Source organism: Tunturibacter psychrotolerans (assembly GCF_040359615.1).
In the GTDB taxonomy this organism is placed as follows: Bacteria; Acidobacteriota; Terriglobia; order Terriglobales; family Acidobacteriaceae; genus Edaphobacter; species Edaphobacter psychrotolerans.
Genome location: NZ_CP132942.1, coordinates 1,577,708 through 1,600,349 on the forward strand (window position 1 = coordinate 1,577,708; position 22,642 = coordinate 1,600,349).

At 54.9% G+C, this 22,642-nt stretch carries 19 protein-coding genes; 8 read left to right on the top strand and 11 right to left on the bottom strand.

The annotated features are described in order from the left end of the window. Positions 1–14 precede the first annotated feature (14 nt). Positions 15–1,295, top strand: coding sequence for a sugar MFS transporter (locus RBB77_RS06430; protein ID WP_353065700.1), 1,281 nt, complete (start codon positions 15–17; stop codon positions 1,293–1,295). Here RBB77_RS06430 and RBB77_RS06435 read toward each other — a convergent pair. Then, positions 1,285–2,061 carry a GntR family transcriptional regulator gene (locus tag RBB77_RS06435; protein ID WP_353065702.1) on the bottom strand — a complete coding sequence of 259 codons (777 nt, stop codon included), beginning with the start codon at positions 2,059–2,061 and terminating at the stop codon, positions 1,285–1,287. The genes RBB77_RS06430 and RBB77_RS06435 overlap by 11 nt on opposite strands. A gap of 237 nt (positions 2,062–2,298) precedes the next feature. Then, positions 2,299–3,465, bottom strand: a complete 1,167-nt coding sequence (nagA, locus tag RBB77_RS06440) for an N-acetylglucosamine-6-phosphate deacetylase (protein ID WP_353065704.1) — start codon at positions 3,463–3,465, stop codon at positions 2,299–2,301. Positions 3,466–3,779: 314 nt separating this feature from the next. On the opposite strand from nagA, the gene RBB77_RS06445 reads away from it, so the two are divergent. The 3 genes from RBB77_RS06445 (at position 3,780) to RBB77_RS06455 (ending at position 12,393) form a co-directional block, all read left to right on the top strand. Beyond that, a complete protein-coding gene (locus RBB77_RS06445) occupies positions 3,780–4,925 on the top strand; it encodes an SIS domain-containing protein (protein ID WP_353065706.1) in 1,146 nt (381 codons plus the stop codon). Positions 4,926–5,288: 363 nt separating this feature from the next. Then, positions 5,289–11,798 carry an Ig-like domain repeat protein gene (locus RBB77_RS06450; protein ID WP_353065708.1) on the top strand — a complete coding sequence of 2,170 codons (6,510 nt, stop codon included), beginning with the start codon at positions 5,289–5,291 and terminating at the stop codon, positions 11,796–11,798. Positions 11,799–11,808: 10 nt separating this feature from the next. Beyond that, a complete protein-coding gene (locus RBB77_RS06455) occupies positions 11,809–12,393 on the top strand; it encodes an outer membrane beta-barrel protein (protein WP_353065710.1) in 585 nt (194 codons plus the stop codon). A gap of 126 nt (positions 12,394–12,519) precedes the next feature. Here the strand turns inward: RBB77_RS06455 and RBB77_RS06460 are convergent, their stop codons facing one another. Further along, positions 12,520–13,935, bottom strand: a complete 1,416-nt coding sequence (locus tag RBB77_RS06460) for an APC family permease (protein WP_353065712.1) — start codon at positions 13,933–13,935, stop codon at positions 12,520–12,522. Next, positions 13,932–14,630: a YggS family pyridoxal phosphate-dependent enzyme gene (locus RBB77_RS06465; protein ID WP_353065714.1), complete on the bottom strand. Its 699-nt coding sequence runs from the start codon at positions 14,628–14,630 to the stop codon at positions 13,932–13,934. Before RBB77_RS06465 ends, RBB77_RS06460 begins: the two co-directional genes overlap by 4 nt. Positions 14,631–14,688: 58 nt before the next feature. Here RBB77_RS06465 and RBB77_RS06470 point away from each other — a divergent pair, with 58 nt between their 5' ends. Beyond that, a complete protein-coding gene (locus tag RBB77_RS06470; protein WP_353065716.1) occupies positions 14,689–15,018 on the top strand; it encodes a DMT family protein in 330 nt (109 codons plus the stop codon). Positions 15,019–15,389: 371 nt separating this feature from the next. Here the strand turns inward: RBB77_RS06470 and RBB77_RS06475 are convergent, their stop codons facing one another. Next, positions 15,390–16,178 carry an AAA family ATPase gene (locus RBB77_RS06475; protein WP_353065718.1) on the bottom strand — a complete coding sequence of 263 codons (789 nt, stop codon included), beginning with the start codon at positions 16,176–16,178 and terminating at the stop codon, positions 15,390–15,392. 238 nt (positions 16,179–16,416) lie between these two features. Here RBB77_RS06475 and RBB77_RS06480 point away from each other — a divergent pair, with 238 nt between their 5' ends. Further along, complete coding sequence (locus tag RBB77_RS06480) at positions 16,417–17,382, top strand: GNAT family N-acetyltransferase (RefSeq protein WP_353065720.1); 966 nt, start codon at positions 16,417–16,419, stop codon at positions 17,380–17,382. A gap of 60 nt (positions 17,383–17,442) precedes the next feature. Here the strand turns inward: RBB77_RS06480 and RBB77_RS06485 are convergent, their stop codons facing one another. Genes RBB77_RS06485 through RBB77_RS06500 form a run of 4 tightly spaced genes read right to left on the bottom strand, consistent with a single transcriptional unit; the run spans position 17,443 to position 19,916 of the window. After that, complete coding sequence (locus tag RBB77_RS06485; RefSeq protein WP_353065722.1) at positions 17,443–18,750, bottom strand: alpha/beta fold hydrolase; 1,308 nt, start codon at positions 18,748–18,750, stop codon at positions 17,443–17,445. Continuing rightward, complete coding sequence (locus RBB77_RS06490) at positions 18,747–19,238, bottom strand: hypothetical protein (RefSeq protein ID WP_353065724.1); 492 nt, start codon at positions 19,236–19,238, stop codon at positions 18,747–18,749. Before RBB77_RS06490 ends, RBB77_RS06485 begins: the two co-directional genes overlap by 4 nt. Continuing rightward, positions 19,235–19,588 carry a PadR family transcriptional regulator gene (locus RBB77_RS06495; RefSeq protein WP_353065726.1) on the bottom strand — a complete coding sequence of 118 codons (354 nt, stop codon included), beginning with the start codon at positions 19,586–19,588 and terminating at the stop codon, positions 19,235–19,237. The genes RBB77_RS06490 and RBB77_RS06495 overlap by 4 nt, the downstream gene beginning before the upstream one ends. Positions 19,589–19,637: 49 nt before the next feature. Further along, positions 19,638–19,916 (bottom strand): hypothetical protein, encoded by a 279-nt coding sequence (locus RBB77_RS06500; RefSeq protein WP_353065728.1) that lies wholly within the window; start codon positions 19,914–19,916, stop codon positions 19,638–19,640. 2 nt (positions 19,917–19,918) lie between these two features. Here RBB77_RS06500 and RBB77_RS06505 point away from each other — a divergent pair, with 2 nt between their 5' ends. Beyond that, positions 19,919–20,662 (top strand): hypothetical protein, encoded by a 744-nt coding sequence (locus tag RBB77_RS06505; protein ID WP_353065729.1) that lies wholly within the window; start codon positions 19,919–19,921, stop codon positions 20,660–20,662. A gap of 32 nt (positions 20,663–20,694) precedes the next feature. On the opposite strand, the gene RBB77_RS06510 is transcribed toward RBB77_RS06505, so the two are convergent. Further along, entirely contained in the window at positions 20,695–21,408 is a 714-nt protein-coding gene (locus RBB77_RS06510) for a hypothetical protein (protein WP_353065731.1), read from the bottom strand. A gap of 134 nt (positions 21,409–21,542) precedes the next feature. On the opposite strand from RBB77_RS06510, the gene RBB77_RS06515 reads away from it, so the two are divergent. Next, positions 21,543–22,079 carry an FUSC family protein gene (locus RBB77_RS06515; RefSeq protein ID WP_353065733.1) on the top strand — a complete coding sequence of 179 codons (537 nt, stop codon included), beginning with the start codon at positions 21,543–21,545 and terminating at the stop codon, positions 22,077–22,079. Here the strand turns inward: RBB77_RS06515 and RBB77_RS06520 are convergent. Next, positions 22,063–22,641, bottom strand: coding sequence for a GNAT family N-acetyltransferase (locus RBB77_RS06520; protein WP_353065735.1), 579 nt, complete (start codon positions 22,639–22,641; stop codon positions 22,063–22,065). The two genes, RBB77_RS06515 and RBB77_RS06520, sit on opposite strands and share 17 nt — an antisense overlap. Between the last annotated feature and the right edge of the window lies 1 nt (position 22,642).

Here is a 22,642-nt window from a genome sequence, read left to right on the forward strand (position 1 = left end):
AACAGGGGAAAGAAATGGCAATCGGAGTCGCGGGAGAACCTTCAACTACAACCGTCAGCAACGTCAGCAGGAGTTACACCGTTCCGCTGATGCTGATGGTCTCTCTCTACTTCGGCATTGGTTTTATTACCGCACTCAACGACATCCTGGTTCCTCACTTCAAAGACCTCTTCCATCTCACTAACGTCACTGCGCTGTTGGTCCAGTTTTGCTTCTTCGGGGCGTACTTCGTTATGTCGGTGCCTTCCGGATGGATAGTCGGCAAGATTGGCTACAAATCAGGGATAGTCGTCGCACTTTCAGTGATGGGCCTTGGCTTGCTCCTCTTCCTGCCCGCTTCGGTCGTCATCTTTTATCCACTCTTTCTCTTCGCTCTATTTGTAGTTGGTAGCGGCCTGGCGCTTCTTCAGGTAGCGATCAATCCCTACATCGGGGCGCTAGGATCTCCGGAGACTGCCTCCTCCCGGCTCAATCTGGCAGGGGGGTTCAATTCGATTGCAACGACCATCGCACCCAGGGTAGGCGCGGCCTTCATCTTCATCGCAGCCGGTGCTTCAGCAGCGCAGTTGGCTCATTCTGTCCGGATGCCCTACGCAATCCTGGCTATCTGTGCCTTTGCCATGGCGATCATTACGGCCTTTGTACAGCTACCGGATGTCATCGAGAAATGCGGAGCTACGTCCCAAGCGGGTGGAAGCGCCTGGAGTTTCTCACACCTTCGCCTCGGCGCTCTCGCCATCTTCTTCTATGTCGGCGCCGAGGTCGCCATCGGAAGCATCATGATTACCTACCTCAGCCAACCATCGATGGGAAGTTTGAGCCACGAGGCAGCCGCCCGATACGTCTCCTTTTATTGGGGAGGCGCCATGGTTGGCCGCTTCATCGGCTTTGTTGCCCTACGCAAAGTTAGAGCTCAGCGAGCACTCGCATTCGTCTCGTTGGTCGCCGCTCTTCTGATTGGAGTCGCAATTGTGACTCAGGGACACGTCGCGATGTGGGCTGTTGTTTCATGCGGGCTCTTCAACTCCGTGATGTGGCCGTGTATCTTCCCGTTGTCGGTGAATAGGTTGGGACGCTTCACAAGTCAGGGCTCCGGTATCCTGATCACCATGGTCGTCGGCGGCGCAGTAATTCCGGAAATTCAGGGTTTTCTGTCGGATACAGTGGGTTATCAGCGCAGTTTTGCCATCGTCTTGCTCTGCTACGTATATATACTCTTCTTCGCAGTCAGAGGGCATCGAAATTTGGATGTCTCGAGCAACACGTCCGCGATCAGTTCAGGGTTTACTCAATAGAAGTGGTTGGCACGCGGATCGAAGCTCGATAACGATCGCCACGATAACGGGAACAGGCGACCTCGATTGGAGTCTCTTCCGTGGTCATAATGGTCCGTGAGATTGAAAGGATGCTTGCCTTTTTTGGAATTGTAAGCAAGTCGGATTCTTCGCGAGTTGCCGGTAATGCCTCGATCACCTCATCCGCCCACGCCACCCGAACACCGAATGTTTCGCGAAGCACGAAGTAGAGAGATTGTTTAGCGAAGTTTATCTTCTCCAGACCTGGAAATTGCTTCAGTGGAATGTTTGATTCTTCGAGCGCCATCGGAATACCGTCGGCCAGCCGCAGCCGCCGTAGCCGCATGACAATTTCTCCTGCGTCCAGCTTTAATTTTTCCGCGAGTTCTGCAGGCGCTTTGACCGCCGCCTGCTCGATTAATTTTGAGCTCGGTACCATGCCGAGATGCTTCATATCTTCGGTAAAGCCGCGCAGATGCATGATGTTCTTCTCAAGCTTAGGCCGAGTGACAAAGGTGCCGCGCCCCTTCTGACTAACGGCGAACCCGCTGGTCTTCAACCCGTGGAGCGCCTGTCGTGCAGTCATTCGGCTTACCCGATAGAGGCGCGCCAGTTCCTCTTCGGAAGCCAGGGGGTCTCCTGTCGAAAGCTCGCCCGAGTGAATCATTTCCATGAGAGCCCGTTGAATCTGGTAATACAACGGTATGAAGCCGCTCTTATCCAGAGGACGTACTGTTGAAGCAGGTTGATGTTCAGGCTTCAGCACTCTAGCTCCTGAGATGTTTTGAAAAGCACTTGTGTCTTGATGGTTCACAGCTGTATGGGCAGCAGTTTTTAGCCAGCATCTTGACATACAACTTTTCGATTATTCGCTTCCCTTGTCTTTTTAGTCTTATCCCAGTTCAGTTGTCTATACATACTTGCTGGGAGGCGTGAGCGGCCCAAGGCAATGGGCAGATTGGCCACTAATTTGATTCCGCGCAAGAGTATAAGTGCTTACACTTTATGCGGTCGCCGATCTTCCCGCCAAAAAGGTTTGCATGACCTGCGCTGATGGCGACAATACTGTAATATTGGCGGCTCGACCCACTTCGAGACTGCCCCAGTTCTCATCAATGCCCATTAGCCGTGAAGGATTGTGCGATGCAGCGGCCACCGCCATACTCAGGCTCGCGTCCGTAAAGTCGATGAGATTCTGTACTCCGCGGTCAAGAGTCAGGACGCTGCCCGCAAGTGTGCCATTGGAGGTGCAGCGCCCGTTATGCACCTCCACCTTCATATCACCCAGCATGTAAGTTCCGTCGGGCATTCCGGTGGCACTCATACCGTCGGTCACGAGAATGACACGATCTTTATCCTTGGCTTTTAAAAACAGCCTGACCACAAGGGGGTCAACATGAATGCCATCACAAATGATCTCTGCAAACAACGATTGCTTATCCAGCACGTAGGCGGCTAGTCCGGGCTCGCGATGATCGATCGCACGCATTGCATTGAACGTGTGCGTCGCGGAACGCGCTCCAGCCGAGAAGCCGGCCTCTGCTTCACATACTCGGGCATCGCTGTGTCCCATGCTGCAACGAACGCCTAGTGCAGTCGCATGAGCGATCAGTTCGGTCGCTCCGGGCAGTTCGGGAGCAATCGTCATAAGGCAAATTTGCCCTTCTGCTGCTTGCCAAAAACGATCGAACAGAGAGACGGCAGGGGCTTCCAGAAGAGCCTCGGTATGTACGCCACGTTTCAGATGCGAGAGAAAGGGGCCCTCAAGATGTATTCCGAGCGGAGTAGCACCATAGTCGATTGTCTCGGTCCTCCGTTTGATTTCAGTCGCGAGCCCAGCCAAAGCGCGCAGAGTCTCATCTTTGGGAGATGTGACAGTCGTGGGAAAGTATGCTCCGACACCACGGCTGGAAAGATAAGAACCAATCGCGTTCAGCGCCGGCGGGTCGGCTTCCATTACGTCGTGTCCAGCGCAGCCGTGAATATGAATGTCGACATAGGCCGGAACGAGGGTGGCCTCGCGAAAGTTGTATGTTGCCTGTACTCGTTCGTGGTTGGCGGCGTTCAGGCTCTCTATTTGGCTGATACGGCCATCTTCTATCCTGAGGAGCGGATACTCCACCACTGAGTCTGAACTTATGAGTCTCCGCGCCGCTATAGTACTGATCATTGCTACCCTTTCCTGATTTCGCCTGAACGCAAGCTCTAGTTAACCATGTTTCTGAATCTTCGGCGCCGCCATGATGAAGACGGTGAGTCGACGGCGTCGGGCCCGGAGAATAAACCCTATCTTTGATATCGCGAATCCAGTATAGTCGTACATACAAGTTTGAAGATGTAAAGATTTATTCGTATGTTCGGAACGGAGTCATAGACTTAATTGGATCTGCAATCGTCCAGTTTAGGGGATAGCGCTCATGTATCGATTTCAATAAGTCGGCAGGCCGTTACGCAGCTAGAGAAAGCAGTTGGATGCCAAAGCAAATGACAGAACCGACGCCCATATCGCAGGATCTCGGGGCATTTCCTCATGCTATGCTGCGTGAGATCTACGAGCAGCCTCAGGCTCTAGCTGCGACCATCGAACAATACGTCCCGGGCGGTCTTTCAACAGCAGAGACGTTTCAACCGGTTGTCGATGCTCTTGGAGGTCGAGAACGGCTCGTTATTGCCGCCAGTGGTTCCAGCCGACACGCTGGCCTGGCTGGCGAAATCATGCTTGAAGATCTGACTGGGATCTCTGTCGACGTCGAATACGCGAGTGAGTATACCTACCGCTCTACGCATACTCTTCATAATCCCGGCGTTGTAGTCATCTCGCAGTCTGGGGAGACTGCCGACACGCTCGCCGCTCTCCGAGAAGCGCACGCACGGGGACTCGCCACAGTCGCAATCACCAATAACGCCGATTCCAGCATGGCAACCGAGGCGAGTGCCTCACTGCCTACCTTTGCTGGTATTGAGAAAGCCATACCGGCGACAAAAAGCTTTACCACCCAACTCGCTGTGCTCTACTCTCTCGCGCTTCACTTGGCGAGAGTCCGCGGTCGTATGACGCTGCAGACCGCTGAAGCTCACGGCCGCCAGTTGCGAGAGATCCCCGGTCTCCTCCAGACCGCACTGCCTGGTTGGCAGAAGCAGATCGAAGCCTTGACGCCTCAGCTGGCAAGCTCTAGCACTTTACTGTACCTCGGTCGTGGTGCTCACTATGCGATAGCTAGGGAGGGTGCACTTAAGCTTAAGGAATCCGCATACCTAAACGCCGAAGGATATCCTTCGGGCGAACTGAAACATGGCCCTAACGCTCTCGTCAGCAAGGATTCTCCGCTGATTATGATCGCCACCGCCGACGCGGGTGATCCCGATTCGCTCCTGCGATACTCAAAGGTCCTTCAACTAATGAAGGATATGAGAGCGCAGGGCGCAAGAATTATTGCCCTGGCAACAGAAGGCGATCAGGATGTTCCTCAATGTGCTGATTCCTGTCTCTTTATTCCGCCAAGCAACGACCTTCTATCAACTATTTTGGAGGTCGTGCCATTTCAGCTGCTAGCTTACACTCTGGCGATCAGTCGTGGAATTGATGTCGATCGACCGAGAAATCTGGTCAAGGCCGTCATCGAAGAATAATTTTCACACAAGCTTCTCCTGTCAATCGACTTAAACGACGTCCCCTGCACGTCGAAACAGTCTCAGACTCTAACCTTGATGCCGACCTTAGTCGCCGAGGTTGAGAGGAACTATTCCGCGTCGCCCCATTTGCCTGAAATTCCCGCAAATATAGGTCGCAGCAGGTGTCAGGCGCTCGTGCAGGCAAGCCTTCTTCCATTCCATTTTTACCCAGTGAGATTGCCCGTTCCGAATGCGGCTAGCGCGATCGGGGCCAATCGACTCATCGTCACGGTGCAACTTTCGTGTAATAGGTGAGTACTTACTCGGGAGGTTACGTTGAGTACTAAAGTTTGGTCGAAGTAACGAGCCAAGGGGAATCCTATGACACGCTTGTCTCACCGTTCGCCTTGTTTTTCTGTCTCGACTTTTATGAGTCTTTGCCGCACGCGAGTATTTTTTTTCCTCATCTTGTTATCAGTCGTCTCGCCCGCGGCCTTTGGAGCAACGCCCACCCCAACTGCAACCGTCACAACGTTGGCAATCTCGGCGACTTCTGTTGCCTACCAGACTCCGATCATTCTGACGGCAACCGTGACAGCAGGAAATTCGCCAATCACAGCTGGGCTAGTGCTTTTTTGTGAAGCGACGGCAAAGTATTGCGAAAATAACTCTGCTCTGGGAATCGCCCAATTGACTTTTCCTGCAGCTACCGCCTCCCTCAAAATCGGCAGCGGACCGATCGGAAATCACAGCTATAAATCGGTGTTCAGGGCGAACAACCTCTACGCAAGCAGCGAATCAAATACGGTCACATATTCAGTGACAGGTACGTATGCATCGTCCTTGACTTTGACCTCAGCGGGATCTATCGGCAACTATAGTCTTACTGGAACTGTCGCAGGTGTTGGCTCGCTTAACACTGGCCCCAGCGGCACTATCTCGTTTCTGGACACGAGCACGAGCAATAGTCTGCTTGGCTCCGAAAATCTCGTAGTGTCGACGCTCTCGACGACATTTGTTCAAAACCAGCCATTCGCAATAGGCGGTAATGGCACAACCCTTCGGTCAGTCGCCATCGCATCGGCTTATCTTAATACCGACAACAATCTCGATGTGGTCACTGGGGATGCCGCACAAACGATTTCCGTGCTTCTCGGCAATGGAGATGGGACCTTTCAGCCGAAGGTGAACTATGCCGGTTGTAACGTTGGAAAAGCGCTCCAGATTGTCCTTGCCGATTTCAACCGTGATGGGGTCACCGATATTGCGCTTGGCTGTTCCGACGGCACTAATGGCGGCCTAGTTATTATCCTCGGTAGCGGTGATGGAACCTTCAAGACCCCTGTCTACTATCCTACCGGCGATGTCGCGAGCATTGCCATAGGCGACTTCAATAACGACGGTCTTTTGGATATCGCGCTCTCCAACAAGTCACAAGAGAATGTCACATTCTTCCTTGGCGACGGCACGGGCAAATTTGTCCAGGAGAAGGTATCTATTTCGACTACTGCCCTTGCCCATGGCGTAGTAGTTGCGGACTTTAACATGGATGGCAAGGACGATGTCGCCTACGCTGTCGATACAGCGACGCCCAACAGTTCGTTGTCAGATCTCTACCTTGCCTTCGGTAATGGTGATGGAACATTTCAAATTCCGACCTCTCCCGTAGCGAGCCAGATAGGTGAGTTCCTAACCGCCGGCGATACAAACGCCGATGACTTTCCAGATGTTGTATCAAGTTCCATCACACGACCGGGTAGTGGTAACAGTAATATCGGAAACAGCCTCTTCGTCCTTCTTGGAAACGGGAAGGGAGCTTTCCAGACATCCACCTACGTTTCCGATATTCCATCAGATCCTCATCTTGCCGACGTAAATGGAGACGGAATTCCTGACATTATCGCAGGAGGTAGTACCGGCGCTCTCGTCTACCAGGGTAATGGCGACGGAACCTTCCAAAATTACCAGGAGCCAGGCATTGGCGGCTTCGCCCTCACATATGCCGTCAATGCCGGAGACTATAACAACGACGGCAATGCAGACCTCATTGGAACAGACGCAGATACCCCCCGCGCCGCTGTTTCCTTGAGCCAGGTTCAACAAACGTCTGTCGCCTCTGCCCTCACTAATGTGGCTGTCTTCCCGCTTGGCAGTGGTATTCACAATGTGGATGCGAGTTACTCTGGCGACTCCGTTTATATAGGTAGCATCTCCGCCACAGTGCCTCTCACAGCTGCACCTGTAAATACAACGCTCACTTTGACGTCGTCGGCACTCTCATCAATTTTTCCGGGTCAATCTGTAGTGTTGACAGCTATGCTGGCCCCCTACACCGTCGGACCACCTACCACGACCACCAACAATGAGCTTGTCACGTTCTTCACGGGAACGACTTCTCTGGGGTCAGCCAAACTAGTAAACGGAGTCGCTACGCTGACGACAACTGCCCTGCCAGTAGGTGCCGACGCACTTACCGCCGTTTACGCTGGAGATTCTAACTACAATCCCAGCAACTCAAATACGGTTACAGCCACAGTTTCTAACGTCCTGCTAAGCTCTTCCCTCAATCCTTCACTTTATTTGCAATCGGTCACCTTCACTGGAACCGTACCTAAAGGAAACTCCGGGACAATAGTCTTCTTCGACGGTTCAACTAACATTGGAAGCGGACTTATATCTGGAACCACCGCAACATTCACGACGTCTAGTCTTTCGGTTGGTTCGCACAACATCACCGCGCACTATAACTCCAATATCTCAGCTGTTCTTGTCCAGGTTGTGAATAGGGCGACTCCGACCGTAAGCGTTGCCACCTCCGGTCCAAGCATCTACGGTGGTTCGGTCACAATTACTGCGACGGTTCCTTCGGGCACAACTGGCACCATTACGATCACCGGCGGGGGATTGACTCTTGGCTCCGGCACCGTGAATCCGGCCGGAACAGTAACTATCACTACGACAACTCTTCCAGTTGGAAATGATCCAATCATTGCTTCCTATGGCGGTGATACGAATAACAATCCGGCTACAGGTTCGACGACGCAGACGGTGAGGACAGCCTCTCCTGCTGAGACGCTGTCCTCATCGATCAATCCGTCGGTCACAAATCAGTCGGTCGTTTTCACCTCATCTCTTCCATCGAACGCAACCGGAACCGTGACCTTTACTAGCGGTTCAACCATCTTAGGCACGTCAACTTTGGCAAATGGTGTGGCAACCGTAAGTACTTCCACCCTGCCTATAGGTGCTGACTCGATCACTGCAACCTACAACGGCGATGCAAATAACAACACGGCGACAGCAACTTTAACCCAGACCGTAAATAAGGCGACCCCGGCGGTCATTGTCACGACCTCTGGTCCGAGCACTTATGGAAACCCCGTCACGATTACGACGACGGTCCCCCCTGGCACCACCGGCACGATAACAATTACCAGCGGCGGAACGACTCTGGGCTCCGGCACGGTGAATCCGACGACTGGCACTGTGACCATCACCACGACGACTCTGCCCGTCGGCAACGACCCAATTACAGCCTCCTATGGAGGTGATGCCAACGACAACCCAGCCACTGGCACCACCACTCAGACCGTGACAAAGGCCACCCCAACTGTAACTCTAACCTCGTCCACTAACCCGTCGACGGCAAATCAGTCCGTGACCTTTACCGCCTCGCTTCCCTCTGGCGTAACGGGCACGGTGACTTTCACAAGCGGTGTAACTGTCCTCGGGACAACAACACTTGCCAGCGGCTCAGCAACCGTGTCCACTTCTACCCTGCCAACAGGAAACGACCCCATCACCGCTACCTACAACGGGGATAACAATAACAACTCCGCATCCGCTAGTCTTGCCCAGGTGGTTGGCAAGGCCAAGGTAACTCCGACTGTGACTGTCACGACCTCCGGCCCGAGCATTTACGGGGGCTCGGTCACAATTACGGCGACGGTTCCTTCGGGCACAACCGGCACTATAACAATCACCAGTGGCGGCGCGACTCTGGGCTCTGGCACGGTGAACCCAACAACCGGAACAGTAGCAATTTCTACAACCATTCTTCCAGTAGGCAACGACCCGATTACTGCCTCCTATGGGGGCGACACAAACAACAATCCCACCACTGGCACAACCACACAGACTGTGACCAAGGCCTCTCCAAAAGAGACCTTGTCTTCGTCGCTCAATCCCTCCCCTGCCAACCAGTCAGTCGTCTTCACCGCATCTCTTCCATCGAACGCTACCGGTACCGTGACCTTCATCAGCGGTTCAACAGCTCTGGGCACGTCAACTGTGGCCAATGGTGTAGCGACTGTAAGCACTTCCACGCTGCCTATAGGTGCTGACCCGATCACTGCGACCTACAATGGTGATGCGAATGACAACACGGCAACAGCAAATCTGACCGAGACAGTTAACAAAGCTACCCCACCGGTTACTGTCACCACTTCCGGTTCGAGCAGCTTCGGCAACCCCGTTACCATTACGACTACTGTACCTCCCGGCACAACCGGCACGATCACGGTCACCAGTGGCGGGACGACGCTTGGCTCCGGCACGATAAACCCGACGACAGGCACCGTAACAATCACAACGACAACACTCCCGGTGGGCAGTGATCCAATCACCGCTTCCTACGGTGGCGATACAAACGACAATCCGGCTACCGGCACAACCACCCAGACTGTGACAAAAGCAACTCCCACGGTGAACCTGACTTCTTCGGTCAACCCGTCTGCATTGAATCAATCTGTAACCTTTACGGCTACGCTTCCGTCCGGCGTCACCGGAACTGTAACCTTTACCAATGGTTCGACGGTTCTGGGCACCTCGACGCTGACCGGCGGAGTTGCAACTGTGGCCAGTTCTACACTCCCAACAGGAAGCGATACCATCACCGCCACCTACAATGGAGATGGGAACTACAACAGCGCGGCGGCGACTCTCGTCCAATCGGTCGGTAAGACGACTCCGACGGTCATCGTCACCACCTCCGGTTCGAGCACCTTTGGCAACCCCGTCACGATTACAACGACGGTTCCCCCTGGCACCACTGGCACCATAACAATTACCAGTGGCGGAACGACTCTAGGTTCCGGCACAGTGAATCCGACGACCGGCACCGTAACCATCACCACGACGGCTCTGCCCGTCGGCAGCGACCCGATTACTGCCTCCTACGGAGGTGATACCAACAACAATCCGGCCACGGGCACTACCACCCAGATCGTGACTAAGGTCACCCCGGCTGTAACTCTAACCTCTTCGGCTAATCCGTCGGTGGCGAACCAGTCCGTGACCTTTACCGCCTCGCTTCCCTCTGGTGTAACCGGCACTGTGACTTTCACCAACGGTGCGACTGTCCTTGGGTCCTCGACGCTGACCAGTGGAGAAGCAACTATCTCCACTTCCACCCTGCCAGCAGGAAACGACCCCATCACCGCCACCTACAACGGAGATACTAATAACAACTCCTCTTCCGCCAATCTCACCCAGATAGTAGGTAAGGTAACTCCGATCCTACCTCCGCCCGTCGTCTCGTCCGCTAACCTTCCCGTCGATACGCCGGAGACCATCACCGAAAAAGTCCCAGTAGGTGTTACTGGCACAGTGACCTTTTCCGATGGCACGACACCGCTAGGCACCGCGCCTATCGTGGATGGGGTCGCAACTCTTACTGTTCCGTCGCTACCGCTTGGAGTTGATTCCATCACAGCGGCCACCTCGGGAGACGCGAACGACAATCCAGCTACGTCGCCGCCTACTCTGGTTACAGTCGGCAAAACGGCATCCGTGGTGACTCTAACCTCGTCGACCAATCCCGCGGCATTCAATCAGCTCATAACTTTATCAGCCTCCGTACACTCCGGAGCCACGGGCGTGGTGACTTTTCTTGACGGTTCAACCATTCTGGGAACGGGAGCGCTAAATGCCGCGGGAGTCGCAACACTTTCCACATCGACGCTAGCGATCGGATCTCATCCAATTACAGCTTCTTTTGGTGGCGATTCGAACTACAGCTCTTCGACATCTTCAGTACTGGCACAGGTCATCAATAAGATCCCGACTGTTATCACGATTACTGAAAGCACACCTGCCCAACTGATCAAGACTGGAATCACCTTCACGGCCAACGTTACCGCTTCGAGTCCTAATGCAACAGGAACGGTGACCTTTTTGGATGGTACAACCGTATTGGGAACGGCTTCTCTCACCGCAAATGGTGGCGTTGCGGTGTCGCTCAGCACGAATGCGAATGCGGCTCTGCTCACCTCAAACCTGGCAATGGGAACACATCAGATCGTAGCGGTCTATTCAGGGGACGGCACCTTTGCTCCCAGCACGTCAGTTCCCGCTAACGACGTTGTGGAAGATTTCACAAACACAAATAGTGGTCCCGCTAGCCAGAATGTTTTTCCAGGCGCGTCAACAAGCTATAACTTTAGTCTCGCTCCCATAAGCGCGACAACCTTCCTCAATAATGTGACGGTCACGGTCACAGGCTTGCCACCAGGTTCAACCTATACTTTTAGTCCATCTTCCGTTGCTGCTGGTAGCGGGACCACGGCAGTCGTTCTGAACGTGCAAACCAGCAGTTCTCTCAGCGCGCGAAATTCCCCATTGCGAGGCACTCCTTCTTCAAAGAACGAACTGTCGGTCGCTCTCGGAATGCTTAGCATTCTAGGCCTCGGGACAATGAGGAAGCTGCGAAAGAAGATCCCTCGTACTCTGATGCTAGCCCTCTTGGCTCTCGGATCTCTTCTGCCAATCGCTGCACTGAGTGGGTGCGCAGGCGGGTATTTCACTCTTACCCCGACGACCTACACCGTCACGGTGACCGGCGTCGAAGGTACCGTCCAACATGCGGCAACCGCTACCTTGATTGTTCAGTAGGAGAAGGATAATGCATTTTCGAAGCGTCCTGCTAATGGCACTTCTATCCGTTCTATCCGGCGTTCTCCATGCCCAGGCGATATCAATGGGCGGGTCTCACGACGACATACCTCGATTTGAAGTCGGCGCCAACTATAACTACTTCCACGCGAATGCGCCTCCGGGCCAATGCGGCTGCTTCTCGCTCAATGGAGGAAGTGGAACGATACTTATGAACTTGACCGCAAGATGGGCTGCCTTAGCGGATATCGCCGTTGCCCACGCTAGTCAGGTGGACGACACGTCACAGAACATAACCATCGTCAACTATCTATTCGGTGCGCGATACACTCGTCGCAATTCCAGTCGCTTTGTTCCTTATGGTGAAGCATTGTTTGGCGGAGCGAAAGAAGATGTCAATTTTCAGTTCACGATCAACCGTAACTCGTTTGGCCTGGCTGCGGGAGGAGGAGTAAGTACACAACTTAAGCGAAGATGGGGCGTGACACTTGGTCAATTTGACTATGTTTATACCCAGATTCCCAACGCTAAGAACGACCGCCAAAACAACATACGAGTTAGCACCGGTGTTACCTATAACTTTGGCTTCAAGTAGTCTTCAAATGTCAATTTGAATCCACTCTAGCAATTTGGTTATGCGGCCGCTTTCTCATCCTTCTCTGTTTGCCCGCTATTGAACTGTTCGTTTGTAGACTTCGGGCAATCACGTTTGTCATTGAAGTCAACTTCTTGCGGAAACGCTCCGAACCCTTTTGTAGCGCAACGCATACACAACGGAGCCTGCTGCTAGGATCAGTCCGGCCGTACGTATATCTCGCAAGAAGTTAGGTCGCGAAAAAAGAATGAAGACAAATCCGCTCAGCGCTAGCAGTACAGGCAGTGGATAGAGCGGCATCCGAAATCCTCGTGTCTTGCGCTCGCTGCGATGCCTCGGTAGCAGTGCGGCTAGTCCCTGCAGGAGAAATTGGAACAAAATGCGGATCACTACGAGGGTTGTAATGACCTCCTGCAGCCTGAAAATGCAGCACATTAGTGTTATGCCGCCGAGCGTCAGCAAGGAATTGAGTGGAGCTCGATGCTTCTGGTCTATGATTCCAAACCATGACGGGAAATTATCGTCTCGTGCCGCTGCGAACGGAATCCTCGAATATCCAAGTAACAACGCAAACACTGAGGCAAGGGCTGCGAGGGCGATGAGTACGACAATCACTGCGGCGGCGGCGTGTCCATATAACTTCTCCATAAAGACGGCCATGGTGAACATGCGGGCATGGCTGTCGCTGTTCTGTGCCAGCTCTCGCCATGGGAGCACGCCAAGAACACTTACGTTCATCAGCACGTAGAGCGTTGCGACCACACCGATTGAGCCAAGGACCGCGCGTGGAATCGTCCTTTGGGGATCGCGGACCTCGGCTCCCACGAAACAAACGCCGTAATAGCCCCAATAGTCGTAGGCTGAGATCAGCATCCCAGCGCCAAGTCCGGCGAAGAATGCCGCGTTGAGATGAAAGGCGCCGGCTGGGAAGTCGAAGGCCAGATGAGCGTTGAAGTGCGTGAATCCCGCGACGATCACTAATACCAGTGTGAGACCGACGGCCAGCCCAAGCCAGCGTGCGATTCGACCGATTGCGAAGATATTTCGGTGCAGAACTAGCATCGCGAGTGCGCACGCGGCCATTGCGATGAGCGTCTTTCCGCTCAGCACGACGGGCACCCCCGCAAAGGACGTGGATGCAAATGGGCGGCTCGCGTTCGGAAAAAAGAAAGAGATGTATTGCGCGAATCCGATGCATCCTGAGGCAATCGAGAGCGGTGCACTGATTAGGACTTGCCAGGCGTAGAGAAATGAAAATGGCCGCCCCCAGGTCTTCTCACCGTACAGGTGTTTCAGGTAGGCGTAGGAACCTCCGGCCTCTGGATAGGCGGTGCCTAGTTCGCTCCATATCAGGCCGTCGCAGAGGGACAAGGCGGCGCCCATTAGCCATCCGAGGATTGCCTGTGGGCCGCCCATCACTCCGACGATCAGGGGCAATGTAACGAAGGGGCCGACTCCGACCATGTCGATGACGTTGAGGCTGAGTGCAGCGCTGCTCGACAGGCCGCGATGGAGTTCATGTGGTTGGGGCTCGGAGTTCATCCGGCGCTTGCCATGATCCGCTTGCCGAAGATGGAGGTTCCGATGCGGACGCAGGTGCTGCCCTCTTCGATCGCCACCTGGAAGTCATTCGACATTCCCATCGATAACTGTGTCAGTTTTGGGAAGCTAGCGAGCGACTGGTCTCTCAGTTTGCGAAGGTCGCGGAAGTAAGGCCGGGCGAATTCGGCGTCATCAGACCAAGGTGGAACCGTCATCAGGCCCACGGTTTGGACCGACTCAAGTGACTCGATCTCGGCGAGCAGAGTGGGAAGTTCCTCGGGAGCTAATCCGTGTTTGGACTCTTCGTGGCTCAGTTTTACCTCTACTAAGATAGGCAGCGTCTTTCCTAGTGCTTTGGCGGCAGCGTCGAGCCGCTGGGCGATCTTCAGCGAGTCGACTGCGTCGATCGCGTGGAATAGTTCGGCAGCGCGCGTTGTTTTGTTCGACTGAAGCGGGCCGATGAGGTGGAACTCAGCGTCGTTCAGTGTGACGAGATGCTGGGATTTTTCCTGAAACTCCTGTACCCGGTTCTCGCCGAAGAGTCGTTGGCCGGCGGCGTACGCTTCGAGGATGGCCTCGGCTGGATGGACCTTGCTGACTGCCATTAGGGCTACTTCGCTGTCGGAGCGGTTGGCTCGGCGACAGGCTTGGTGGATCTGTTGATGGAGATGTTCAAGGTTATCGGCGATGGTCATGCTCTTTGCATCTTATCGTTCAGCTTCCCATTTGATTGCATGGAGATTGAAACGAACTATGTGGACCGTTTTTTTGCTGATCGGCTCGAATATCTTTATGACCTTTGCCTGGTATGGGCACCTGAAGTTCAAAGAGGTGCCGCTTTGGAAGGTCATTATCGTCAGCTGGGGTATTGCCTTCTTTGAATACTGTCTGCAGGTGCCGGCCAATCGTATCGGTTCGAAGACCTTCAGTCCGGATCAGCTCAAGGTGATCCAGGAGGTGATTACGCTGACGGTGTTTGGTGTCTTCTCGACTTTTTACTTTGGCGACAAGCTGCACTGGAACCACTTCGCTGCCTTTGGGTGCCTGGTGGCTGGTGCGTTCTTTATGTTCCACAAGTTCTAGGCTTCGCCCCCTCCCCCCTCCCGGGGGTATTTTGGGCGTAAAGCCTTTGGATGGATGAGTTTACAGGAGGGATGTGTCTGTAAAATATTCCATCCAAAGGCTTTACGTGCAAAATATTGTTTCTAAACGGGTTAGATCGAGAAAGTACGAGCAAAGATAAATACGGGATCCTTCCCCTTCGGCTTCTCTCAGGGTCAGGATGACGGCCTTGTTCGGTTTATATATTCAGTATAGCGATTGGGGCATAACTTATACGCCACGTGATTGTTCAACGTTGGCGCGGGTGTTTGCGTTTTGTGGACTTGACATGGAGTTTTGCTGGTTGTTTGGTGGTGTGTTGTGGTGTTTTTTTGCTTCGAGATGAACGATGACTACTGTTTGTCTGGTTCTTCGAACAGCGAAGGGGGTTCTTGGAAGAGTTCCTGCAGGAAATTGTCGCGGTCGGTGGTGAAGCGACGAACGATCTGGAGGGGGGCGGTGTCTTCGTAGTCGATCTCTTGGAGGTGGCCGCCGTCGAAGGAGAAGATTTGTGCGCCGGGGTAGCCAAGTAGGACGGGGGAGTGGGTGGAGATGAGGAATTGGGCATCTTTGTAGTGGCGGAGGGTGTCGCGGATGAGGAGGAGAAACGACAGCTGGCGCTGTGGGGAGAGGGCGGCTTCGGGTTCGTCAAGGAGGAAGAGGCCGTTGCGTCTGAATTTGCGATCGAGGAGCGTGAAGAAAGTTTCGCCATGAGATCTGGTGTGGAGGCTCTGGCCGCCATAGCTTGGAAAGATTGGGGGTCCTATCCCCGCGTTCTCGATCGGGTCGTCCAGCTTGTCGATTTGCGTGGCGGTATTGAAGAAGCTTTCTGCTCGAAGGAAGAAGCCTGCACCGGTGCGCTTGTCGAATGAGAGACGCAATGCTCGCACGAGGGTGTCTGTGGAGTGATTGTGCTCCGTGGTGTCATTGCGGATGTTTCGGTTGCCGCCTTCGGGGCCGAAGCCGTAGTGCGCAGCGATGGCTTCGAGGAGGGTGGATTTTCCGGTTCCGTTTTCTCCGGCGAAGAAGGCGATGCGGGAGTGGATCGATATCTCGGGCAGCGAGGCGATGGTCGGGACAGAGAAGGGGTAGGCGGTCCAGTCTTCGACTCGTTCGCGCAGGAGGGTTATTTTTTTTAGCATGGAATTGGTTCAGAACTCCTATCCAGCATAACTTCGGTCCGGTGAAGCAGGGCATTTAGGGTGTTGATATGGGGTTTTGCCGGTTCTTTGGTGGTGGAATGCGGTGGAGTCGCCACTGGTGCTCAGCGGTGAGGGACGCTTCGCCAGGAAACGAGCGAAGGCGATTAGACTTGGCTGGCTGTTTTCGCGAAGTGGTTGGGTTTGCGTAAAATGACGAACGCCGAGGAGGCGCAGTGCGGTGGCGACGAATCCGTCCATTCGACCGATCAAAGTTGGTCTACTGAAGGAGAGCGAACTGGGAGAGGCGGACCGAATTGTCCGGCTGGCATTTGGAACGTTTATGGGGCTGCCCAATCCGCTGGATTTTATGGGTGACCGTCACTACATGACGCCACGGTGGCGCTCGACCAACGTGAAGGTGGTTGCGGCGCGGGAAGGTGACCGGCTGGTTGGGTCGAACGTCGTTACGCGTTGGGGATCGTTCGGATTTTTCGGGCCTTTGACGGTGGATCCGGAGTACTGGAATCGCGGGGTGGCGCAGCGTCTGATGGAATCCACGATGACGACCTTCGATCGGTGGGGTGTGCGGCATACCGGGTTGTACACGTTTGCGCACAGCGCCAAGCATGTGGGGCTGTATCAGAAGTTCGGCTATTGGCCGCGCTATCTTACCGCGATAATGACGTTCGCTGCGGAAGAGGCTCGGTCTGAACACGTGAAGGCGCCGATGCTGCTGTCGGCTTTCAAAAAAAATCAGCGGGAGGCTGCGATCGAAGCATGCGGAAGGCTTACCCACAGGATCGATAAGGGGCTTGATCTTGGCGGGGAGATTCGCTCTGTGCTTGCGCGGCGTACTGGGGACGTGGTGTTGACCTATACGCGCAACGCGTTGGATGGTTTCGCAGTGTGTCTGAATGGAGCGGGATCCGAGGGCGGCGAGAAGACATGTTACGTCAAGTTCGGAGCGGCTCGTAGCGGTGCGGGCGCGGCGGAACGGTTCGATGGATTGCTGGAGGCTTGTGAGGCATTCGCATCTTCGCGTGGGGCAGTAGTAGAGGCAGGTGTGAATATGGCTCGTGAAGATGCGTATCGGTGCTTGCGTTCTCGTGGGTATCGAGTGCTGATGCAGGGTGTCGCGATGCAGCGTCCGCATTTGGAGGGATTCAATCGGGCCGATGCGTTTGTGATCGACGATTGGCGTTAGTGGGTGGGAAACTCGGTTCCTTCAGCATGACCTGCGAATTCTATATTTGTGAGCGGCACCTCAATTTCCTGGGAGAGTCGCGATGAATGCGTTCATTTCACGGAGGGTGTCAGCTTCATTCGATTTGAAGACGTAGTGGTCGGCGTTTGGCATGCGAACAATGTGTGCAGAGGGAACTCCAGACTGGAATGCGTCCGCCTGGGCTGTGCAGCGAATCCCGTCTTCTTTAATGATCGCTGCTTTCCCTTCAGGAGTGGAATGGACGTCATCGTCGTCGAAGGCATGCGGGCACGCCACTATGGAGAGGATAGGAGCGGGGATCTGAGTATATTTTTGCTGACCGAATTTGATCGCCAAACCAAGTGGCGGAGGCGCCGGTGGATACGGAGGTTGCATCTTTGCCAAATCCTGCTTCGTTTCCTGTAGATCTTTTTCGAGTTGGGCGACACCGGTCAACATGTTGTCTACGAACTTCGGCTCTAGCACCGCGCCTGCCTGAATCGCATCGATCTGTGTTCTGACGTCGACCATATCGAGGATCCAATCGGTGTTGGCATGGTTGTAGAAGGCGTAGGGGAAGGCTGCATCGAGGTAGATGAGTGCGGCGACTTTTTCGGGGTGACGGCTTCCGATCGAACTTAACTCTTCGCCGGCGATAGAGTGGCCCACGACGATCGGGTGATTCAGTTTGAGGGCGCTGATGACAGCAAGGACATCGTCACCGAGGCGGTCGGCGTTGTAGTTGGCTACGGTGGGGGGTGGCGCGCTGGAGTCACCGAAGCCGCGGCGGGTAATACCGTAGACGTGGTAGTGCGGAGTTAGTTTGAGCGCGAACTTGTCATAGACGTGGGCATCGTCGCCCAGACCTGTGAGGAGGACGAGTGGGCGGCCGGTGCCTCCCCAGTCGAGGACTTCGAGTTTGACGTCTGCTTGAACAGGAACGAACTGGATCTTATGCGGCGACGGGTCGATGGGCCATGCGGTGGCTTCGGTGGCACGGTTGAAGGTGAGAGGTTGGGACTTGCCCTGCGTGAAGGTCCCAGTGATGGAGTTTCCGTCAGGAGAGAAGGTTCCTTCATACGAGACGTGGTAGTCATCGACGGTGAATTTGATAAGAGCGCCTGTGATGGTAAGGGTCGTGGTGGGGTAGCCTTTGCTCGCCTGGTCGATGCTGTAAAGAGTTCCTTTCCAAGAGCCGGCGGTGCCGCTCGTCTCACCCTTGTCGATCTTCAGCATGATGCGGAGTCCTTCTGATCCAGCAGGTAGCGTGGCCTGCCAGGAGCCGATGGGATTTTGAGCGCGGAGTTGGCTTGCAGCAGAAAGAGTGATGGTGAAGAGGGCGATGAGTCTCAGGGCCAGTCGCGTCATCTTGGGTCTCCGAATTGTGGGGTGCGGGCTGAGAGGGATGTTTCAGACGAGGAGCAGTTGAGATTGGCGTAGATGACGGGATTGGTTTCGATCCGATAGAGATGCCAGTAGGTGAAGGTGTGATGGATTCTGGAGGAGGAGACCAGGGGGGAGTAGGAGAGTTTTGGTTGCGGGCCTTGTGGGCCGGATAGATGGGTGAGGGTTAATACGGCGATGATGGAGAGGATCGCCGCATGGACGATTCGACGCAGGGGCGGTGTCGAAGAGATCTCCGAGTAGAAGCCAGAAGGCTGTGGCTGGGGGTGAAGCTGAGCGTCGATATGTTGAACGAAAAGCGAACGCAGGACGTCGAAAAGAAGTTGGAACGAACGGCCTTCGCGAGTCTGCTCGTCGAAGATCCAAAGTATCTCTTCGCCAAAACGATTCCGGAAGGAACAGGGATGGAGATGAAGGAGGGCGCGATAAAAGAGACGGACGGGCGAGTTCATGCTCTGCGGGGCCTCTTTTCGTTGAGCGTCAGTCTTGCTTCGCGTACTACGTTGTGGAGGCGGTCTATTTCTGCTGAGAGCACAGTGCGGCCTTGAGCGGTAATGCGGTAGAGACGGCGGGTTTCGTCAACGGGGAGAGAGGGTTTTGGAGCGTCGATGACGAGCTTCTGGTCCATGAGCCTTTTGAGATTGTCGTAGAGAGTGCCAGGGCCAAGTTTGTAATGTCCGTGCGACTGGCGTGAGATCTCCTGGATGATGCCGTAGCCGTGGAGGTCTTCGGCAGCGAGCGCCAAAAGAATATGCAGCGTGGCAGGGGCGAGAGGCGGGTTGAGTCTGGGATCGGGCTTCATGGTCGGAATCCGACTATATCAGATTCCGACTATTTACCACACCCTGTTCTTAAATTTTTTTGTCGACGACCATTAGCTCGACGGGGACTATGGGACGGGTGCGGGGGAGAGTGCCACGGTGGGCGGCGAAGCCCATGAGGAGGCGGGCGTAGCCGAAGATGGATAGTTTAGTGAGGCTGGCTGCGTGTTTCGGGAGCGCCTTCCAGAAGAGCAGCGAGATGGTGACGGCCCCGTCAATTCTGGTAAGATTCTCGCCCCGCGGTTTGAGGATGGAGGGTTGCGATGAAAAAGCTGTTCGTTCTTCTGGCGCTCGGGGCCCTGATAACACCTATGCTTGCGGCGCAAAGCGCCTTCGACGGCACCTGGAAGGTCAACATGAACACGGTGGATTTTCCTAAGAAGCCAGATGTGTTCCTGTTGCAGAACGGCACGTATGAATGCAAGAGCTGCACTCCACCTTACGTGGTCAAAGCGGACGGCACAGATCAGCCTGTCACCGGGCATCCTTACTATGACAGCGTCGCCATTAAAGTTGTAGACGACCACAACATCGAAGAGACGGATAAGAAGGACGGCAAAGTTGTCTCGGCGTCGACTTCGACTGTCTCGTCGGATGGCAACACGATGCTGTTTACCTTCAATGACAGCAGCAACACCAACGGCGGCCCTCCGGTGACCGGTCAAGGTGAAGCGACACGTGTCGCGAAGGGCCCGGCGGGATCGAATGTAGTATCCGGTTCGTGGCGAACCACCAAGATAGAAGGCATGAGCGACAATGCCACGGTCTGGACGTACAAAGCCAGTGGTGACGAGATGACGATGACCACTCAGACTGGGCAGTCTTATACGGCCAAACTGAATGGCGCGGAGGCTCCGATGAAGGGCGATCCGGGTGTGACGAGCGTGTCGGTGAAGACGATAGGCAAGGACACGCTGGTGGAGACCGACATGCGCGACGGCAAGGTGATCGGCGTCTTCAAGATGACGGTTGCGGCCGATGGCAAGACCGCCAAGCTGAGCTTTGATGACAAGCTGCAGAATAGGACTACTAATTCAGATGCAACGAAGCAGTAGCTTCCGCGGGACGTCACACAAGCTCAGACATCTCAGTCCGCGACCATGAGTTCGCCTGGGACGATGGGACGAGTGCGGGGAAGAGTGCCGCGGTAGGCGGCTAGCCCCATGAGCAGAAGGGAAGCGGCGAAGATGATGAGCTTTGTCAGGCTTGCGGTGCGGGTCGCGGGGAGGGTCTTCCAAAATGCCAGGAGGAGCGCCTGCGAGATTGTTACTGCCCAGACGGAGCCGTAGAAGTAGCGGCGCTCTGTGCCTTCTCCTTTGGTGGACGGCCTGACGCGTGGCAGTATGCCGATTGCACCCAGCAGGAGGATTGTTCCGCAGAGAGGGAAGTAGGCGTAGGTGTAGATCTGCTTCATATACCAGGTGCCGGTTACTGCTGCGATGAGAAGACCGGTGAGGTTGAGAAGTGCGAAGCTTAGGACGGCGTTCCAGGCGAAGGTATAGCAGACGCGGCGATAAAGAGGATTGGGCTTGTCCTCGTCGAAGCGGAGGATGTATGGGCGGGGTTCCGAGCCTGGCAGGCGGCCGCGTGCGGCTGCGATGCCTGTGCCGAGGAGGACCGCGACCAACCAGGTAAGGTTGCCTCGTCCGAAGCCGTGGGCGAACAACGAAAAAGTTAATGGGCCGGGGGCGAGAAAGAAGACCCAGATCCAGATGGGCCAGTGTGCGAGACGGTAGAGAGCGGTGTTGCGTTCGCGGATCTTCCGCTGCTGAGCGTATTCAACCTTGCCGCTGTATTGCATAGGGTGAGTCTCGCAGGGGTGTCGAGGGTGCGTCAATCCTGTTGGGTCTCTCTGCGATGCGGGCGCGCTGACAATTTATTGGTGGCATTTCGGGTAGAGTCGTGAGCAGAATTGGATACGAAGGGGTGACGGCTATGTCCACAAACGCGGAGTCTCATGAGGGGAAGGTTGTGAGCTGGTGGGAACAGAAGAACTTCGCTAAGCAGGGTGTGGGCGCGTTGAAGACGGGACTTGCTGCGATTCTCTGTATGTGGCTGGGCGATATGATTGGACTGATTCACAGCTATTGGGCCGCGGTTTCGGCCATCGTTGTGATGGGCTTTGATACCACACTCACGTTTGCTTCGTGCCGTGACCGTATTCTCGGGACTGCGATTGGTGCGTTCCTGGGGTGGCTTACCTGCTACATCTGGCACGACCACTACGTTGTCTATGGACTGGCTGTGGCTGTTTGCATCTTTGTCTGCAGCGCGTTTGCGTTTGATAAGGCCGGGCGGCTTGCTGCCGTGACACTTTCTATTATTGTTCTGGTCAGCATTGATGGCAGTCCGGGGCGGGCGGCAATCGCGAGATTTTCAGAGGTTGGGTTCGGGATTGTTGTTGCGCTTGCGGTGACGATGCTGGTGTTTCCGTCGCGCCCTGAAAAAGCAGCTATCAAAGCTTCGATTTAGTTCCGGTCTGGTTATTGTGTTGCATCTTGCGCCAGTCTTCAAAGGTGAGCTCCCATTGCTCGGAGGGGAGACGACCTGAGACGTAGTCGCCTTCGGTTTCGGCGATGATGCGCATTCCCTGGCGGAGTGAGATAGCGCGTGAGGCCGCGTTATCTCGAGCTTTTATTACGCGCAGGACCGGCTGATTTAGATCTTGGAACCAGAATCTGGTGACTTCGGCGGCGGCCTCGGTCATCAGGCCTAGTCGCTGCCACTCGCGCGCTATCCAGAAGCCGCGATTCTTGTCTCCGTTCAGCTTGAGAGTGATGGAGCCGATGACTCTTTGCTCTGGGTCGTTTTTGCGGCGGAGCATCCAGTGGAACTCTTGGCCGCGTGCGATGGCCGGGAGTGCGGAGTCGCGGTAGAACGTGTGAACACCATCATCGGGAAAGGGCCATGGGACTTTGGCGTTGAGCTGCTTTACGATCTCCCAGCGGGCGAAGAGAGGTTGGACCTGAGCGGCATCGGTGAGTTCTAAAGGACGTAAGGACAGACGCGGTGTGTCGAGAGCCGGTCTGTCCATA

What these genes read in the sequence shown, in the direction of transcription:
- RBB77_RS06495 (WP_353065726.1), bottom strand. Translation starts at nt 19,588, where the DNA reads ATGAAGCCCGATCCCAGACTCAACCCGCCTCTCGCCCCTGCCACGCTG.
- RBB77_RS06515 (WP_353065733.1), top strand. Translation starts at nt 21,543, where the DNA reads ATGTCCACAAACGCGGAGTCTCATGAGGGGAAGGTTGTGAGCTGGTGG.
- RBB77_RS06520 (WP_353065735.1), bottom strand. Translation starts at nt 22,641, where the DNA reads ATGGACAGACCGGCTCTCGACACACCGCGTCTGTCCTTACGTCCTTTA.
- RBB77_RS06460 (WP_353065712.1), bottom strand. Translation starts at nt 13,935, where the DNA reads ATGAACTCCGAGCCCCAACCACATGAACTCCATCGCGGCCTGTCGAGC.
- RBB77_RS06455 (WP_353065710.1), top strand. Translation starts at nt 11,809, where the DNA reads ATGCATTTTCGAAGCGTCCTGCTAATGGCACTTCTATCCGTTCTATCC.
- RBB77_RS06490 (WP_353065724.1), bottom strand. Translation starts at nt 19,238, where the DNA reads ATGAACTCGCCCGTCCGTCTCTTTTATCGCGCCCTCCTTCATCTCCAT.
- RBB77_RS06470 (WP_353065716.1), top strand. Translation starts at nt 14,689, where the DNA reads ATGTGGACCGTTTTTTTGCTGATCGGCTCGAATATCTTTATGACCTTT.
- RBB77_RS06450 (WP_353065708.1), top strand. Translation starts at nt 5,289, where the DNA reads ATGACACGCTTGTCTCACCGTTCGCCTTGTTTTTCTGTCTCGACTTTT.
- nagA (WP_353065704.1), bottom strand. Translation starts at nt 3,465, where the DNA reads ATGATCAGTACTATAGCGGCGCGGAGACTCATAAGTTCAGACTCAGTG.
- RBB77_RS06485 (WP_353065722.1), bottom strand. Translation starts at nt 18,750, where the DNA reads ATGACGCGACTGGCCCTGAGACTCATCGCCCTCTTCACCATCACTCTT.
- RBB77_RS06465 (WP_353065714.1), bottom strand. Translation starts at nt 14,630, where the DNA reads ATGACCATCGCCGATAACCTTGAACATCTCCATCAACAGATCCACCAA.
- RBB77_RS06475 (WP_353065718.1), bottom strand. Translation starts at nt 16,178, where the DNA reads ATGCTAAAAAAAATAACCCTCCTGCGCGAACGAGTCGAAGACTGGACC.
- RBB77_RS06510 (WP_353065731.1), bottom strand. Translation starts at nt 21,408, where the DNA reads ATGCAATACAGCGGCAAGGTTGAATACGCTCAGCAGCGGAAGATCCGC.
- RBB77_RS06445 (WP_353065706.1), top strand. Translation starts at nt 3,780, where the DNA reads ATGACAGAACCGACGCCCATATCGCAGGATCTCGGGGCATTTCCTCAT.
- RBB77_RS06430 (WP_353065700.1), top strand. Translation starts at nt 15, where the DNA reads ATGGCAATCGGAGTCGCGGGAGAACCTTCAACTACAACCGTCAGCAAC.
- RBB77_RS06505 (WP_353065729.1), top strand. Translation starts at nt 19,919, where the DNA reads ATGCTTGCGGCGCAAAGCGCCTTCGACGGCACCTGGAAGGTCAACATG.